The sequence below is a fragment of the Alteriqipengyuania lutimaris genome (genome assembly GCF_003363135.1).
GTDB classification, from domain to species: Bacteria; Pseudomonadota; Alphaproteobacteria; order Sphingomonadales; family Sphingomonadaceae; genus Alteriqipengyuania; species Alteriqipengyuania lutimaris.
This window is the reverse complement of record NZ_QRBB01000001.1, coordinates 2,417,185-2,430,738: the sequence shown is the minus strand read 5'-3', so window position 1 is coordinate 2,430,738 and position 13,554 is coordinate 2,417,185. Positions and strand designations below refer to the sequence as shown.

General features: G+C 66.5%; 21 protein-coding genes. 8 read left to right on the top strand and 13 right to left on the bottom strand.

Annotated features, from left to right (window positions below; genetic code table 11):
• Positions 1–7: 7 nt before the first annotated feature.
• From DL238_RS11650 to DL238_RS11640, 3 genes are all read left to right on the top strand, one after another.
• A complete protein-coding gene (locus tag DL238_RS11650; RefSeq protein ID WP_115492416.1) occupies positions 8–796 on the top strand; it encodes a fatty acid desaturase in 789 nt (262 codons plus the stop codon).
• Complete coding sequence (locus tag DL238_RS11645; protein ID WP_181883899.1) at positions 793–1,311, top strand: sterol desaturase family protein; 519 nt, start codon at positions 793–795, stop codon at positions 1,309–1,311. Before DL238_RS11650 ends, DL238_RS11645 begins: the two co-directional genes overlap by 4 nt.
• 170 nt (positions 1,312–1,481) lie before the next feature.
• On the top strand, positions 1,482–2,291 hold the full coding sequence (locus DL238_RS11640) for a hypothetical protein (protein ID WP_115492415.1): 810 nt from the start codon (positions 1,482–1,484) through the stop codon (positions 2,289–2,291).
• Positions 2,292–2,369: 78 nt separating this feature from the next.
• On the opposite strand, the gene DL238_RS11635 is transcribed toward DL238_RS11640, so the two are convergent.
• The 11 genes from DL238_RS11635 to DL238_RS16145 form a co-directional block, all read right to left on the bottom strand.
• Complete coding sequence (locus DL238_RS11635) at positions 2,370–2,777, bottom strand: SufE family protein (protein ID WP_115492414.1); 408 nt, start codon at positions 2,775–2,777, stop codon at positions 2,370–2,372.
• Between the two features lie 144 nt (positions 2,778–2,921).
• Positions 2,922–3,098 carry a hypothetical protein gene (locus DL238_RS16150; RefSeq protein WP_181883898.1) on the bottom strand — a complete coding sequence of 59 codons (177 nt, stop codon included), beginning with the start codon at positions 3,096–3,098 and terminating at the stop codon, positions 2,922–2,924.
• A complete protein-coding gene (locus DL238_RS11630; RefSeq protein WP_115492413.1) occupies positions 3,095–3,328 on the bottom strand; it encodes a hypothetical protein in 234 nt (77 codons plus the stop codon). Before DL238_RS11630 ends, DL238_RS16150 begins: the two co-directional genes overlap by 4 nt.
• 47 nt (positions 3,329–3,375) lie before the next feature.
• On the bottom strand, positions 3,376–3,672 hold the full coding sequence (locus DL238_RS11625; protein ID WP_115492412.1) for a hypothetical protein: 297 nt from the start codon (positions 3,670–3,672) through the stop codon (positions 3,376–3,378).
• On the bottom strand, positions 3,672–3,989 hold the full coding sequence (locus DL238_RS11620; RefSeq protein WP_115492411.1) for a hypothetical protein: 318 nt from the start codon (positions 3,987–3,989) through the stop codon (positions 3,672–3,674). The genes DL238_RS11625 and DL238_RS11620 overlap by 1 nt, the downstream gene beginning before the upstream one ends.
• The gene (locus DL238_RS11615; RefSeq protein ID WP_115492410.1) at positions 3,989–4,324 is read right to left on the bottom strand and encodes a hypothetical protein; all 336 of its coding nucleotides are present in this window, start codon (positions 4,322–4,324) and stop codon (positions 3,989–3,991) included. Before DL238_RS11615 ends, DL238_RS11620 begins: the two co-directional genes overlap by 1 nt.
• Positions 4,324–4,635 (bottom strand): hypothetical protein, encoded by a 312-nt coding sequence (locus DL238_RS11610; RefSeq protein WP_115492409.1) that lies wholly within the window; start codon positions 4,633–4,635, stop codon positions 4,324–4,326. The genes DL238_RS11615 and DL238_RS11610 overlap by 1 nt, the downstream gene beginning before the upstream one ends.
• Before the next feature lie 27 nt (positions 4,636–4,662).
• Positions 4,663–5,043, bottom strand: coding sequence for an envelope stress response membrane protein PspC (gene pspC, locus DL238_RS11605; RefSeq protein WP_115492408.1), 381 nt, complete (start codon positions 5,041–5,043; stop codon positions 4,663–4,665).
• Positions 5,040–5,354, bottom strand: coding sequence for an envelope stress response membrane protein PspB (gene pspB / locus DL238_RS11600; RefSeq protein ID WP_115492407.1), 315 nt, complete (start codon positions 5,352–5,354; stop codon positions 5,040–5,042). Before pspB ends, pspC begins: the two co-directional genes overlap by 4 nt.
• A gap of 3 nt (positions 5,355–5,357) precedes the next feature.
• Positions 5,358–6,245 carry a phage shock protein PspA gene (gene pspA / locus DL238_RS11595; RefSeq protein WP_115492406.1) on the bottom strand — a complete coding sequence of 296 codons (888 nt, stop codon included), beginning with the start codon at positions 6,243–6,245 and terminating at the stop codon, positions 5,358–5,360.
• Positions 6,242–6,397: a hypothetical protein gene (locus DL238_RS16145; RefSeq protein WP_181883897.1), complete on the bottom strand. Its 156-nt coding sequence runs from the start codon at positions 6,395–6,397 to the stop codon at positions 6,242–6,244. The genes pspA and DL238_RS16145 overlap by 4 nt, the downstream gene beginning before the upstream one ends.
• A 149-nt stretch (positions 6,398–6,546) precedes the next feature.
• Between DL238_RS16145 and pspF the strand changes: the two genes are divergently transcribed.
• From pspF to DL238_RS11570, 5 genes are all read left to right on the top strand, one after another.
• Entirely contained in the window at positions 6,547–7,581 is a 1,035-nt protein-coding gene (pspF, locus tag DL238_RS11590) for a phage shock protein operon transcriptional activator (protein ID WP_115492405.1), read from the top strand.
• Positions 7,582–7,740: 159 nt separating this feature from the next.
• The gene (gene guaB / locus DL238_RS11585; RefSeq protein ID WP_234031058.1) at positions 7,741–9,204 is read left to right on the top strand and encodes an IMP dehydrogenase; all 1,464 of its coding nucleotides are present in this window, start codon (positions 7,741–7,743) and stop codon (positions 9,202–9,204) included.
• Positions 9,204–9,857 carry a GNAT family N-acetyltransferase gene (locus tag DL238_RS11580; RefSeq protein ID WP_115492403.1) on the top strand — a complete coding sequence of 218 codons (654 nt, stop codon included), beginning with the start codon at positions 9,204–9,206 and terminating at the stop codon, positions 9,855–9,857. Before guaB ends, DL238_RS11580 begins: the two co-directional genes overlap by 1 nt.
• Before the next feature lie 315 nt (positions 9,858–10,172).
• Positions 10,173–11,354 (top strand): RsmB/NOP family class I SAM-dependent RNA methyltransferase, encoded by a 1,182-nt coding sequence (locus DL238_RS11575; RefSeq protein WP_115492402.1) that lies wholly within the window; start codon positions 10,173–10,175, stop codon positions 11,352–11,354.
• Positions 11,355–11,449: 95 nt separating this feature from the next.
• Positions 11,450–11,971: a tetratricopeptide repeat protein gene (locus tag DL238_RS11570; RefSeq protein WP_181883896.1), complete on the top strand. Its 522-nt coding sequence runs from the start codon at positions 11,450–11,452 to the stop codon at positions 11,969–11,971.
• A 10-nt stretch (positions 11,972–11,981) separates the two neighbouring features.
• Here the strand turns inward: DL238_RS11570 and DL238_RS11565 are convergent, their stop codons facing one another.
• On the bottom strand, positions 11,982–12,473 hold the full coding sequence (locus DL238_RS11565; RefSeq protein WP_115492898.1) for an RNA pyrophosphohydrolase: 492 nt from the start codon (positions 12,471–12,473) through the stop codon (positions 11,982–11,984).
• Between the two features lie 2 nt (positions 12,474–12,475).
• Positions 12,476–13,447: an alpha/beta hydrolase gene (locus DL238_RS11560; RefSeq protein WP_115492400.1), complete on the bottom strand. Its 972-nt coding sequence runs from the start codon at positions 13,445–13,447 to the stop codon at positions 12,476–12,478.
• Positions 13,448–13,554 lie beyond the last annotated feature (107 nt).

Genomic DNA, 13,554 nt, shown 5'->3' with positions numbered 1-13,554 from the left:
CGTCTGGGTGGACCACACCCATCCCAGCACCGATCGCACCCGGCAGGCCGTTACCGGCCTGGCGCTGGCTGCGGCCGTCTTCGGCGGATGGCTGGCGCTGCACATCTACGCGCTGTTCGTCTTCGAGCTGACCTGGGCGAGCCTGCCGCTCGCGCTGACGATGGCGGCCGTGCAATGCTGGCTGTCGGTCGGGCTTTTCATCGTCAGCCACGATGCGATGCACGGATCGCTGGTGCCCGGCAGGCCGCGCGCCAATGCCGCGATCGGTGCGGCTCTCCTGTTCCTCTACGCCGGTTTTCCGTGGAAGCGGATGCGCGAGGCGCATTTCGCGCATCACCGCCATGTCGGTACGAACGGCGATCCCGATTTCGACGCCGGCAATCCGCGCGACGTGCTGCGCTGGTACGGCACTTTCCTGAAGCGCTATTTCGGCTGGAGCTCGCTTGTGTGGGTCAACGGCGTGGTGGCGCTCTACTGGCTGGTGTTCGACGTGCCGATGGCGCAGCTGGTGCTGCTCTACGGCCTGCCGGCGATCGCCAGCTCGTTCCAGCTCTTCTATTTCGGCACCTACCGCCCGCACCGCCACGCGGCGGAGCCGTTCCCCGACCGGCACAATGCGCGCAGCGACGATTTCGGCACGCTTGCAAGCTTGTTCACCTGTTTCCATTTCGGCTATCATCTTGAACATCACCACCGCCCCCAGTTGCCATGGTGGGCATTGCCCGCCGCACGACGCTCCATGCGAGCGGAACCGGGGCGAGCACGCTCGGGAGCGGTGAAGGAGGACGCAACGTGACCCTGTGGCAGATCATCGCCATCGTGGCCGCCACGGTCGTGGCGATGGAATTCTATGCCTGGGCGCTGCACAAATACGTGATGCACGGCTTCGGCTGGGGCTGGCACCGCGACCATCACGAGCCGCACGACAACCGGTTCGAGAAGAACGACCTCTACGCGCTCGTCGGCGCAGCCATCAGCATCGCGATGTTCGTGTGGGGCAGCGAACTGCTGCTGGGCGACGCCGCCTGGCCGCCCGCCTTCTGGATCGGCGTCGGCGTGACGATCTACGGCGTCATCTACACGCTGGTCCACGACGGCCTCGTCCACCAGCGCTATTTCAGGTTCGTGCCCAAGCGCGGCTATGCCAAGCGGCTGGTGCAGGCGCACAAGCTCCACCATGCGACCATCGGGAAAGAGGGCGGGGTGAGCTTCGGCTTCGTCTGGCCGCAGAACCCGGCCAAGCTGAAGGCGGAACTGAAGCGCCAGCGCGAGGCGGGGATCGCCGTCGTGCGCGACAGCGCCGGAGCCTGAGCCTGAGCCTGAGCCTGAGCCTGAGCCTGAGCCTGAGCCTGAGCCTGAGCGTCACCGCCCTCGGGCGTGCCTGCGCTTGTCCCACCCACCCGGGCAACCTATGACATCGCCTCCGGTGTAACGCTTGCGCCCGATCCATTTCCCCTGAGGCCCCGTTGCCCCTGGCACAATTGCCCCCAGCAGACTCCCTCGACGATCACCCGCACTTCGCGCCTTTGCGCAGCGAGCGCGGGCGGCGGCTGATCGGGATCGTCGCCGCGCTGCTGATCGAGGCGATCCTGCTGATCGTCCTCCTGACGCTGAACATGCATGACGATCCGGCGGCCCCGGCGGGCGGTGTCACGGTGGTCGACCTCAAGGCACGGAACGATTCCCCGGACGATGCGGAGCGGGCCGAGCAGGAGCCGAGCGATACCGCGCCCACGGCCGCGCAGCCGCCGGACCCTTCCGACCCGCAGATCGAGCGCCCGCCGATCGAACGCCCGCAAGTCGTGCAGCCCGAGGCCGTGCCCGCTGCGCCGAGGCCGCAGCCGATCATTCCGACGCCGTTCCAGCTGCCCGCGCCGCAGGCCGCTCCCCGGGCTCCGGCGCGCCCATCGAAGCAGGATGCGCCGAGGGATGTCTACGGGCCGGTCGACAGCGGCTCGCGATCGGGCGTCAGGGATTCCGATGTGGTCGGCACCGCGCCCGATGGGCAGCCGCTCTATGCCGCGCGCTGGTATCGCGAGCCGCGCGACAGCGAACTGGCCGGCTATCTCTCCACCGCGACGGGTCCGGGCTGGGGCCTGATCGCATGCCGCACCGCGCCGGACTTTCGGGTGGTCGATTGCGTGCCGATCGAAGAATACCCCCAGGGCTCGATGATGAACCGCGCGATCCTGGCCGCCGCATGGCAGTTCCGGGTGCATCCGCCGTCGCTGGGGGGAAAGCCGCAGATCGGCAGCTGGGTCCGGATCCGGATCGACTATACGAGGCGGTGATGGGCGGCCCCCCGGGGCGCTCCCGCTCGCATGGTGCTTTAGCAGGTCAGGGGTGCGACCGCGCGAGACGCCGGTCGGTCAGCCAGCCGCGATCCGCGCGGCGTGTTCCTTCACCAGTGCGATCATATTGGGCACGCCCTGCGTCCGGTTGCTCGAAAGCTGGTTCTTGAGGTCGAAGGGTTCGAGCGCGCCGACCACATCCATCCCGGCCACCTCGGCAGCCGGGCGGTCCTGCACTGCGGCGATCACCAGCGCGACGATGCCCTTGGTGATCGCGGCGTTGCTATCGGCGAGAAAATGCAGCTTCTCGCCTTCTCCGGTGGGATAGACCCACACCGCCGCCGAACAGCCGCGCACCAGCGTGGCGTCGGTCTTGAGCGCGTCTGGCATGTCCTCCAGCTCGCGCCCCAGCTCGATCAGCAGGCGATAGCGTTCGTCGCCTTCGAGGAATTCGTATTCTTCGCGGATATCGTCGAGAGATCTCAAATTATGCTCCGCTCACCCTGAGCTTGTCGGACTCGCAGAGGGGGCAGGATGCCCCAACGCTCGTCCTTCTTCTTCGTCCGCTCGCTAGAAGAAAATACGGTCCTTCGACAAGCTCAGGACGAGCGGGTCTGGTGGAAGGCGCGATCAACCCGCAAGCCCGCCTTCGCGCGTCAGCGCATAATAGATCACGTATAACCACGAAAGAAAGCCGTGGACGATCGCCCAGACGATCGACTGGTGGAGCGACCAGGAGATGGCGACGGCGATCGCGCTGCCGAGCCCGATGCCTGCCTGTGCCGCCTGGCTGCGCGCGCCGCTCACAGGTCGACGCCGCTCGCGATGGCTTCGAGCTTGCGGATGCGTTCGCGCAGGTCGGCGATGGCGATGGGTGCGGTGCCGCGTGCATCCTCCAGCGCCCGGTCGCCCCGGGCGACCGCATCCAGCTCGCGGCGCTTATACGCCAGCCAGCCTTCCCAGGCGCGAAGCAGCGCGGCGGCAACCATGCCGAGGCCCAGAAGCGCGGCGGCGGCGATAACGAGTGTCGGCTCCATGACTTCAATCCTGTGTGGTCGGGTTCGGGTGTGCCGCAGTGCGGGCGCTAGTCCTGCTCTTCGCGCAGCGCGTCGATCTCGGCGGAGATGCGTGCACGCTCCTGCGCGGTGGCGCTGTTCTTGTCGTAGGCGATGCGTTCGAGCACCGCGATCCGCTCCTTGAGCGCGGCAATCTCGCGCTCGGCCTCCGGGTCCGCCCGCGGCTCCGGATCGGGGCGGTGGGTGATGGTCTGGTTGCCCATCATGTCTTCGGTGATCCCCGCCTGTGCGTTGTAGCGCGCGCGCAGAATGCTGGCGGCGGCACCGATCAGGACGATCAGGACGATGGCGCTCCAGAAACTCATCAGTGTGCCTCCTGCTTGTCGCGTCCGGTCTCTCTCAGCGTCTCGATCTCGTGGGTCAGCTGGTAGCCGCTGTCGGTCACGATCCGCTCCACATTGCCGAGCCGGTCCTTGATCGATCCGAGCTCTGCGCGAAGCTGCGCGTTTTCCTGCGTCAGCAGTTTCACCCGCTCTTCGCTGCCCTTGGGATAGATCGCCTTGCCCCAGCTGTTTTCGAGCGGGTAGCCGTGCTTGATCCGCATCCAGGTGGTGAGGACCCAGCCTGCCACACCGGCGAGGCCGACGATGGCGATCACTTCGGATGTCATTGCGAAAGGCATCAGACACGTTCCTTTCTGCCGGTGTCGATCGGGACACCGCTGCTTTCGTCGCGCCGTAGCGCTTCGATCTCGTCGGAGAGCGAATAGCCGCGCTCGGTCACGATCCGCTCCAGCACTTTGAGGCGCTGCGCGTGGTCGTCCAGCCGGTCGACGAGCTTGGCGTTTTCGGCCCGCAGCGCGTCGGTTTCTGCGGACTTGTCGGCCCGGGGCGTCTTGCCGCCCCATTCGTCCTCCAGGTCGTAACCGTGCTTGGCGCGGATCCAGTTGTTGATGAGCCATCCGGCAGTGCACAGCGCGATGATCGCGATAACGAAGGTTGGTCCGCCGAAATCCATCACGCCTTCTCCCGGCTTTCGAAGCCCAACGGCGTACCGCTGGCGGCTTTATCGTGACTGCGCGCATCGCGCAGTGCCTCGATCTGGGTGGCGACGTCGTAGCCCTTGTCGGTCACGATCCGTTCGAGCACCTGGACCCGGTCTTCGAGCCGCTGGATCTGAGAGGCGTATTGCGCGGCCTTTTCGGCGCTGGCGCTGGCGGTGGTCTCGATCTGCATCTCTGCCAGCTTCTGCTGGTGCTTGGTCCACAATGCGGTGATCGGGATCATGCAGCCCATGATAATGCCGGCAATGGGGATCAGTTCGCCCATTTTTTCCTCCTTCCCTTGTTAACTGGTTCAGCGCAGGCGTTCGATTTCGGCGTCGAGGCGCGGGTTGGAGCTCACGTAGTGCTCCTCCACATTCGCCAGCCGGCGGTCGATCTCGCGCAGCTTGCCGCGGATTTCGCGGGCGGTGCGGTTCGGATTGGCGCGCACGCCCTGCCAGTATCTCTGTTCCTGCTTGTCCTCGGTGTAGAGGTGGTGCGGCTTGGCATCGAGCAGCAGGCCGGCCAAGAGATAGATCGGCAGGACGAGGCCGCTGGTCGCAAAGACCATGAACAGCATGCCGAGCCGCCACCAGAGCGCGTCGACCCCGGTATAGTCCGCGAGGCCCGAGCAGACGCCCATCAGCTTCGCGTTCTGCTTGTCCTTGTAGAGCGTGGTGCGGGGCGTGTTCATGCGCGGGTTTCCTTCCTCTTCTGGGCGAGCAGTGCTTCCAGCTCGGCCAGTTCCTCGTTGTCCGATGGATTGTCGGCAATCAGCCGGGCGGGCTTGAAGTCCGCATGGTCGTGGGCGACCAGCCGCTCGACCGTATCCATCCGGTCGTCGAGCCGCTTGGTGAGCGCGTAGAGCTCTTCCAGCAGCGCTTCGTCGTCGGTTGTGATGCCGCCGTTCGAGGTCTTCCACTTGGTAATGTAGTGCAGGATGACCCACGGCAGCCCGATGAACAGCATGCCGACGATGATGATCGGTAGAAATACATCTTCCATGGGTCAGTCTCCCTTCTTGGCGTCGTCGGCACCCTTGCCGAGCGCGCGCTTCATTTCTTCGAGTTCCTCGTCGACCTTGTCCGATCCGCCGAGCGCGGCGATTTCGTCGGACAGGGAGAGCTTGGAGTTCTCGCTTTCCATCTTGAGCTGGTCGGCGCGTCCTTCCGCGTAGTCGACCCGGCGCTCGAGCGCGTCGAAGCGCGTCAGCGCCTCGTCCACGCGCTCGGTCGTCATCAGGCTGCGCAGCTTCACGCGGTTTTCCGCGCTTTCGAGCCGGGCGGCGATCTGCGACTGGCGGCTGCGCGCCTCGCGCAGGCGGCTCTGCAGCTTGTGGATGTCTTCCTCGTAGGCGCGCAGCGAATCGTCGAGCACGCTGATTTCCGCCTTGAGCTGCTCGCTCATGTCGGCGGCCTTCTTCTTTTCGACCAGCGCGGCGCGCGCGAGGTCCTCGCGGTCCTTGCTCAGCGCCAGCTGCGCCTTTTCGGCCCAGTCGGTCTGCAGCTTGTCGAGCTTGACCGAGTGGCGGTGCATTTCCTTCTGGTCGGCGATCGTACGCGCGGCACTCGCGCGAACCTCGACCAGCGTCTCCTCCATTTCGAGGATGATCATGCGGATCATCTTCGAAGGGTCGTCCGCCTTGTCGAGCATTTCGTTGAAATTGGCCGCGATGATGTCTCGCGTGCGGCTGAAAATGCCCATAAAGGGTGCTCCGTATGAAATGAAATCGGTGAGCTTCTCGTTGACCCGGTCCGGGTTTGTCCAGTCCGCGGCGCGTTCCGCGCTCGAGCGACGCTCCTGCGTCGGGGTCGGGCTGCGGCGCAGACGCTCGACCTCGTTGTCGAGGCGCGAGAGGCGGCCGTTGCGGCCGGGCGGGTCAGTATGGTCGGTCATGCGATTTCGGTTACCTGTATCATAATCGGGCCGTCGATCTGCGCGCCATCGGCAGGCAGCGGATTCAATGCGACGAGTGTGCCCGCGGCGAGGATGGTGACCAGCACGGCCTTGCCGACGGCGTGGCGTTTGGGGTGGGCTTGTTCGTGCATTATCGGTCCTCCTCGTTTGCTTGCCCTCATTATTGCAACCGGCGTGCCAAACTGCGAATTTGGCGCAATTGCGTGGGTTCGCAGAAAATCGACGAACAGCAATGTGGTGAGAATTGCCAAGGCTTGGGGTTGGACGCTATATTCCGGTCATGGAGCGGGAAAACCAGTTCGTCGGGCAATCGCTCGCCTTCCTCGATGCGGTCGAGCGGACCAGCCGTGCCGCCGCCTTGCAGCGCCCGGTGCTGGTGATCGGCGAGCGGGGCACGGGCAAGGAACTGATTGCCGAGCGGCTCCATCGCCTCTCCCCGCGCTGGGGCGAGCCACTGGTGACGATGAACTGCGCCGCGCTCCCTGAAACGCTGATCGAGGCAGAGCTGTTCGGGCACGAGGCGGGCGCCTTCACCGGCGCCACGAGAGTGCGCGAAGGCCGCTTCGAGGAGGCCGACGGGGGCACGCTGTTCCTCGACGAGCTCGGTACGCTGTCGATGGCGGCGCAGGAACGCCTGCTGCGCGCGGTCGAATATGGCGAAGTCACCCGGATTGGCTCGAGCCGCCCGATGCGCGTCGATTGCCGGATCGTCGCCGCCACCAACGAGGATCTGCCGAGCAAGGCCGAACGCGGCGAATTCCGCGCCGACCTGCTCGACCGGCTGAGCTTCGAAGTCATCACTCTGCCGCCGCTGCGCGCGCGCGAGGGCGATATCGAGGTGCTGGCCGACTATTTCGGTCGCCGGATGGCCGCCGAACTCTCGTGGGAGGCGTGGCCCGGCTATGCCGAGCATGTCGCGGCCGAACTGCAGGACTACCCGTGGCCCGGCAACGTGCGCGAGCTGCGCAACGTGATCGAGCGCGCGGTCTATCGCTGGGACGATCCGGAACGCCCCGTAGGCCATATCGTCTTCGACCCGTTCGACAGTCCGTGGAAGCCAGTGTCGGCACCGGCCGCCGCCTCGACCAGGCGCGAATCCGCGCCGCCCGAAGCGCCCCGTCAGGCCCAGCGGATCGAGTTCGACGATATCGAGGATCTGCGCGCTGCGGTCGACACGCACGAACGCGCGATCGTGGAGCATGCGCTGGGCAAGCATCGCTGGAACCAGCGCCAGACCGCCAAGGCGCTGGGCCTCAGCTACGACCAGCTGCGCCACTGCATCAAGAAGCACGGGCTGATGGAAGAAAGCGGCTGACGCCCCCCGGGGAATAGTTTTTCGCTGCCCTCTGGCGAAGAATCGCGAGGCTCGCTAAGGGCCGCCTGCAAGACAGTGGTTCCAACCTACCGCGATGATCCGAGTCGCCAAGCAATGCCCGGCTCGAAGTCGCTGACCCTCTTGCGAAAGGTGCCCGCCGTGGCCTTCAAGGAAATCCCCCTCGCCCTGACCTTCGACGACGTGCTGCTGCGCCCCGCTGCGAGCGAGGTGATGCCCAGCATGGCCGACACGCGCACGCGCCTGACCAAGGAAATCTCGCTCAACATCCCCGTGGTCTCGGCCGCGATGGACACCGTCACCGAAGCCGACATGGCGATTGCGATGGCGCAGATGGGCGGGATGGGCGTGCTCCACCGCAATTTCGAGGTCGAGGAGCAGGTCGCGGCGGTCCGCACGGTCAAGCGGTTCGAGAGCGGGATGGTCGTCAACCCGATCACCATCGGCCCCGATGCGACGCTGGGCGAGGCGCAGGAAATCATGAGTGCCAACCGCATCAGCGGCATTCCCGTAACCGATCGCGGCGGCAAGCTGGTCGGCATCCTGACCAACCGCGACGTGCGCTTCGCGGAAAATCCGGCCCAGCCGATCCGCGAACTGATGACGACCGAAAATCTCGCCACCGTGCCGCTGGGCACGGGGCAGGAAGAGGCGCGGCGCACGCTGCACCAGCGCCGGATCGAGAAGCTGATCGTGGTGGACGAGGATTATCGCTGCATCGGCCTGATCACGGTCAAGGACATCGAAAAGGCGGTGAACTACCCCGACGCAACCAAGGACGCCGCCGGGCGCCTGCGTGTCGCGGCGGCCTCGACCACGGGCGACAAGGGCTTCGCGCGCACCGAGGCGCTGATCGATGCCGAAGTCGACGTCGTCATCATCGACACCGCGCACGGCCATAACCGCGACGTTCTCAAAGCCGTGGAGCGGGCCAAGGCGCTGAGCAATTCGGTCCAGATCATTGCGGGCAACGTCGCGACCGCCGAAGCGACCCGCGCGCTGATCGACGCGGGCGCGGATGCGGTGAAGGTCGGCATCGGGCCCGGCTCGATCTGCACCACGCGGGTCGTCGCGGGCGTCGGCGTGCCGCAGCTCACGGCGATCATGGACGCAGCCGAAGAGGCCGAGAAGTCGGGCGTGCCGATCATTGGCGACGGCGGCCTGCGCACCAGTGGCGATGCGGCCAAGGCGCTCGCCGCCGGGGCCAGCGCGGTGATGGTCGGATCGATGCTGGCCGGGACGGAAGAAGCGCCCGGCGACACCTTCATCTACCAGGGCCGCAGCTACAAGGCTTATCGCGGGATGGGATCGGTCAGCGCGATGGCGCGCGGCTCTGCCGACCGCTATTTCCAGCAGGACGTGTCCGCGATGAAGCTGGTGCCCGAGGGGATCGAGGGGCAGGTGCCCTACAAGGGCCCCGCGCGCGACGTGATCCACCAGCTGGTCGGCGGCGTGAAGGCGGCGATGGGCTATACCGGCAGCCGCACGATCGAGGATCTGCGCAAGGGCGCCCAGTTCGTGCGGATCACCAATGCAGGCCTGACCGAAAGCCATGTCCACGACGTGGCGATCACGCGCGAGGCGCCGAACTACCCCTCGCGCTGATGGGCGCGGGCGGGATATCGCCCGACCTGCTGCGAGCATGGCTTGCCGGGCGGTCACTGGCCCGGCAATTGCCTTCGCCCGTCGCGGCTGGAAGCGGGTTCCGGGTCGAGACGGATAGCGAGGCCGAGCTGCGTCGGTGGGTTTTTCCCGCCGGTGACCCGGACATCGCGAGGCTCGCGCGCATAATTGCCAACCCGCGCGAACCGATAAAAGCCTGCATCCTCGCGACAGACCTCGCCGGCTTTCTGCCGTCGCAATGGGATGTACAGGCGTCCGGCTATTTTATGCGTTTTTGCGATCGCCCTGCTGCGGCACCGGTGCCCGACGGTTTTGTAGCTCGGGTCGAGGATCGTGGCGCAGCGGGGATGGTGGAGATTACCGACGAGGCGGGCGAACTGGCGGCACGCGGTTTCTGGGGTCAGGACTCAGATGCGTTCGTCTATGATCGGATTGTGGTCGAGCCGGGGTTTCGTCGCTGTGGGCTGGGCAGGGGATTGATGGGACTCATCGGCCAGCATTGGCGCGATGATACCACACCGCAATTGCTGGTCGCGACGGCGGAGGGCCGATTGCTCTATCACTCGCTCGGCTGGGAGGTTCTTTCGCCGTATTCGACGGCGTTTTGGCGACCGGTGAAAGAGCGGGCGCGGTAAGGGTCCGCCTCACGGAACACGCCAGATTTCCTTCTCCCCTCGTCTTCAAAGGGTGAGATCGCGGATTGATAACAAACCCGCAGGGGTCTGATCGCGCAGTGCACCACCCCGAATCCTCTTCTGTGATCAGGGGGAGGCTTATCGGGGGAGGCTCCGCTTGCCCGTTTCCTACCGGGCCGCACCGTGCCATGGGCGGTGTATGACCTTGCCCCCCATACCCCTTCGCTACCCCACGTTTCCGGCCGCCGAAGGTGAGCCGGCTTTTTACGCTCTGGACACTGTGTCAGGTGTGTCAGGCCGACGGAAAACTGCGCGATGACACCCGCCGCACGTGCAAAAGCTGCAATCGACATCCTCGACCGCGTGATCGAGGCCGCGAAGGGGCAGGGCGCGCCTGCGGACCGGATCGTGGCCGAATGGGCCAAGGCCAACCGCTACGCGGGATCGAAGGACCGCCGGGCGGTGCGCGAGCTTGTCTATGATGCGATCCGCCATTGCGGCGAGGTGCCCGTCTCGGGCCGCGCCGCGATGCTCGCGCTCGTGGCGCAGGACGATACGCTCGCCAACCTGTTCGACGGATCGCAATACGGGCCGGAGCCGATCGCCGAGGGCGAGCCGGTTGCGCAGGCGGGCATCGCGCCCGGCTGGCTGGTCGAGCGGCTTGCGGCCTCGGGGATCGAGGGCGAGGAAGCTGCCGCGCTGATGGGCCGCGCACCGCTCGACATCCGGGTCAACACACTCAGGGCGGAGCGTGACGCTATCGATCTGCCCGAACCGGGCGAGCACCTCGCCGCGCCCAATGCCCTTCGCTTCGATGCGGGCACGCAGGTCGACCAGTGGAGCGCCTATCGCGAAGGGCGGATCGAGGTGCAGGATCACGGCAGCCAGATGGCCTGCCTTGCTGCCGCTGTGCGCGCGGGTGAGACGGTTGTGGACCTTTGTGCGGGCGCGGGCGGCAAGACGCTGGCACTGGCCGCCGCGATGGAGAACCGCGGGCGGCTGATCGCCTCGGACACCGACCGGCGGCGGCTCTCGCAGCTTGGCCCCCGGGCGCAGCGCGCGGGCGCGACCATTATCGAGGAACGCCTGCTCGATCCCGGCAGGGAGATGGACACGCTCGGCGAGCTGGCAGGGCAGGCGGACTGCGTGCTGATCGACGCGCCCTGTTCGGGCGTGGGCACATGGCGGCGCAAGCCCGAGGCGAAATGGCGGCTCACGCCCGAGCGGCTGGCGCGCTTCGCGGGCGTGCAGGACGATCTGCTGACGCTCGGCGCGAGGCTGGTGAAGCCCGGCGGGCGGCTGGTCTTCGTCACATGCTCGCTGCTCGACGAAGAGGGCGCGGCGCGCATTGCGGCCTTCCTTGCAAGTCACGAGGGCTGGCGTGCGGACGCGCCGCAGCTTCCGCTCGGGCGAGAGCGCGGTGCGGGAATGCGCCTGTCGCCGTTTCATGACGGTACGGATGGATTTTTCGTCGCGCGCGCGCATTTGCCGTGTTAACCTTGGGGCCTATGGTCGCGCACCCAAACGATCAGGCACCCCCATATCGGACCGATGACCGGGCCGGGTTGCTGGTTTCCTCCAAGGAGATGTTCATGCGTTTCGCCCCTGCCGCCGCCGCTCTTTCGCTGATGGTCGCGGTGACGGCGAGCGTGGGTTCGGCGCAGGAATCGCAGGTCGATCCGCGCGCCGGAACGCTGATCGCGCAGGCGCACGCCGCGCTCGAAGCGGGCCAGCCGCAGCGCGCGGTCGACGCGCTCGAAGCGGCCTTCGCGATCGATCCGCAATATACGCCCATCCTGATCGACCTCGCCGAAGCGGCGCGGCGCGAAGGGCTGCAGGGCAAGGCGATCCGCTATTACCGCGAGGCGCTGACCCGCGATCCGGGCAATTTCGCGGCGATCGCGGGCGAGGGCGCGGCGCTGGTCGAAAAGGGCGCGATCGAGCGTGCGGAGCGTAACCTGGCGCAGCTCGAATCGCTGTGCGGGTCGGGCTGCCCCGAAACGCAGGGCCTCGCGACCGCGATCGCGCAGGGTCCGCGCAATTCAAGCGTGCTGCGGGCCGAAGCGGTCATGCCCGACGCAGTGGTGACGCAGAACCTGACCGAGAAGAACTGAAGCCCGTCGGCTAGATCAGCTCGGCGAATTCCGCGACGACCGAGCGGTAGACGCGCTTCTTGAAGGGCACGATCAGGTCGGGAACGGTGCTTGCGGTGACCCAGCGAAACTCGCAGAATTCGGGGTGTTCGTGGGCCTCAAGATTCACATCCTCGTCGGTGCCCTCGAACCGGGCGAGAAACCAGTTCTGCTCCTGCCCGCGATAATGCCCGCCCCACAGCTTGCCGATCAGTTCGTCTGGCAGGTCGTAGCGCAGCGGCTCGCGCGTCTGGCCGATCACCGCGACCTTGTCGCGCGTGACGCCGGTCTCTTCCCACAGCTCGCGGAACAGTGCCTCGCGCGGGTCCTCGCCCTCGTCGATCCCGCCCTGCGGCATCTGCCAGAAGTCGCCTTCCTTGGTGTCGATCCGCCGCCCGACGAAGACCTCGCCGGTGTGGTTGACGAGCATCACGCCGACGCAGGGGCGGTAGCCGAGTTCGCTGATGTCACGGTCTGTGGTCATGGTCATAGCTGCCGTTCCAATGCTGCCCCCACCGCATCGATAAAGGCTTCGACATCGGCTTGGCCACTGGGAATTGCCTTTCGCATGGTGAAGAAACCGTGGATGATTCCGGGAAACTCGAGATAGGTAAGCTGCGTCCCGTTCCCGACCATGCATTTCGCATAGGCACGCCCCGAATCGCGCAAAGGGTCGAGCCCGGCGGTGCACAGCACGGTTGCCGGCGCGTTGGAGCAATCGCCCAGCATCGGCAGGTTGCGGGCCGATGCCGGATCGGCGGCGTAACTCTTGGTAAAGAAGGCCATCGTGTCGCCGGTAAGAAAATAGCCGTCCTTGAACTGGCGAAAGCTCTCGTGCTTCCCGGCCTCGTCCGCCACCGGATAGATCGGCGCCTGCACCAGCACCGGCACGTCCGCCGGTTGGTCGCGCAGCGCATTGGTGACGACGATGGTCAGGTTGCCGCCCGCGCTGTCGCCGGTGACGACCAGCCCGGTGATCTTGCGGCCGAGCTCTGCGGGGGAGGACGCAAGCCAGCGCGCGGCGGCCTCGCAATCGTCGGGCGCGGCGGGGAAGGGGTGTTCGGGGGCGAGGCGGTAATCGACCGAGAGCACCGGCAGGTCGAGTCGCTGGGCGAATTCGGTACACAGGGCGTGATAGACTTCGAGATCGCCGATCACGAAGCCCCCGCCATGGAGGAACAGCACCGCCGGGCCCGCGTCGCGCGACTCGCGCGAATCGTAGAAGCGGCACGGAATGTCTCCTGCCGGGCCGGGGCAGGTCACATCCCGGATGACCGCCAGATCGTGCGGCTGAGGGTCGGCCAGCTGTGCCAGCATGCGCATCCCCTCGCGCCCGGCGACCGCGCCCGCTTCCTCGACCGGCGGGCGGCCCATCGCCTTGAGCATGTCGAGCAGACCGCGCACGTCGTCGCGTACGAAAGGCTCCGCCTGGGTGTCGGGGGCAGGGGCATCGGCCATCGGTATCGTCTTCCTCTCGAATGGGCCGCGCTGGATACGCCCTGCGCGCTCGGGCTGTCCACTGATGACCATCAGGGCGGCTAGAAAAACTTGATTGATGGTTGCGC

Coding starts and splice junctions, on each gene's coding strand:
- pspF (WP_115492405.1), top strand. CDS start 6,547: ATGGAGCGGGAAAACCAGTTCGTCGGGCAATCGCTCGCCTTCCTCGAT.
- DL238_RS11575 (WP_115492402.1), top strand. CDS start 10,173: ATGACACCCGCCGCACGTGCAAAAGCTGCAATCGACATCCTCGACCGC.
- pspB (WP_115492407.1), bottom strand. CDS start 5,354: ATGGAAGATGTATTTCTACCGATCATCATCGTCGGCATGCTGTTCATC.
- pspC (WP_115492408.1), bottom strand. CDS start 5,043: ATGAACACGCCCCGCACCACGCTCTACAAGGACAAGCAGAACGCGAAG.
- DL238_RS11570 (WP_181883896.1), top strand. CDS start 11,450: ATGCGTTTCGCCCCTGCCGCCGCCGCTCTTTCGCTGATGGTCGCGGTG.
- DL238_RS11580 (WP_115492403.1), top strand. CDS start 9,204: ATGGGCGCGGGCGGGATATCGCCCGACCTGCTGCGAGCATGGCTTGCC.
- DL238_RS11565 (WP_115492898.1), bottom strand. CDS start 12,473: ATGACCACAGACCGTGACATCAGCGAACTCGGCTACCGCCCCTGCGTC.
- DL238_RS11625 (WP_115492412.1), bottom strand. CDS start 3,672: ATGAGTTTCTGGAGCGCCATCGTCCTGATCGTCCTGATCGGTGCCGCC.
- DL238_RS11615 (WP_115492410.1), bottom strand. CDS start 4,324: ATGGATTTCGGCGGACCAACCTTCGTTATCGCGATCATCGCGCTGTGC.
- DL238_RS11630 (WP_115492413.1), bottom strand. CDS start 3,328: ATGGAGCCGACACTCGTTATCGCCGCCGCCGCGCTTCTGGGCCTCGGC.
- DL238_RS11620 (WP_115492411.1), bottom strand. CDS start 3,989: ATGCCTTTCGCAATGACATCCGAAGTGATCGCCATCGTCGGCCTCGCC.
- DL238_RS11610 (WP_115492409.1), bottom strand. CDS start 4,635: ATGGGCGAACTGATCCCCATTGCCGGCATTATCATGGGCTGCATGATC.
- DL238_RS16145 (WP_181883897.1), bottom strand. CDS start 6,397: ATGCACGAACAAGCCCACCCCAAACGCCACGCCGTCGGCAAGGCCGTG.
- pspA (WP_115492406.1), bottom strand. CDS start 6,245: ATGACCGACCATACTGACCCGCCCGGCCGCAACGGCCGCCTCTCGCGC.
- DL238_RS11560 (WP_115492400.1), bottom strand. CDS start 13,447: ATGGCCGATGCCCCTGCCCCCGACACCCAGGCGGAGCCTTTCGTACGC.